The following is a 534-nucleotide window of genomic DNA, read 5'->3' on the forward strand; positions in this document are numbered from 1 at the left end:
CCCAATGAGGGGCGCATTGCCGAGTTGGTGGCGCGCTCACTGATGTTGGTGACGGCGCTCAACACGCATATCGGCTACGACAAGGCCGCCCAGATCGCCAAGAAGGCGCACAAGGAAGGCAGCAGCCTGCGCGAGGCGGCGCTGGCGCTGGGCCATGTGACGGCCGAGCAGTTCGACGCCTGGGTGGTGCCGGGGCAGATGGTCGGCCGCTGACTGACGCTCTAGTGCTTCTCGCCGTGAGGCGGCTGCGGCAACAGCCGGTCCGTGAAGGCGATGGCCATGGCCGACAGCAGGAAGGCGACGTGGATGATGGTCTGGTACATCAGCGTCTTCTCGGCGTAGTTGTCGGCGTTGATGAAGGTCTTCAGCAGGTGGATGGAGCTGATGCCGATGATGGCCGTGGCCAGCTTGACCTTCAGCACCGAGGCATTCACGTGGCTCAGCCACTCGGGCTGGTCGGGGTGGCCGTCGAGGTCCATGCGCGACACGAAGGTCTCGTAGCCGCCGACGATGACCATGATCAGCAGGTTGGAG

At 64.6% G+C, this 534-nt stretch carries 1 protein-coding gene and 1 pseudogene; one reads left to right on the plus strand and one right to left on the minus strand.

Annotated features, from left to right (window positions below; translation table 11 throughout):
- Window positions 1-213 (plus strand): annotated as a pseudogene (locus AC1DU6_RS35625) (class II fumarate hydratase); the annotation flags it as partial.
- An 8-nt stretch (window positions 214-221) separates the two neighbouring features.
- Here AC1DU6_RS35625 and AC1DU6_RS35630 read toward each other — a convergent pair.
- Window positions 222-534, minus strand: a 313-nt coding sequence (locus AC1DU6_RS35630) for a YqhA family protein (protein ID WP_477863340.1), incomplete at its 5' end; no start/stop codon positions are given.

This window comes from Roseateles sp. P5_B10, from assembly GCF_056400485.1.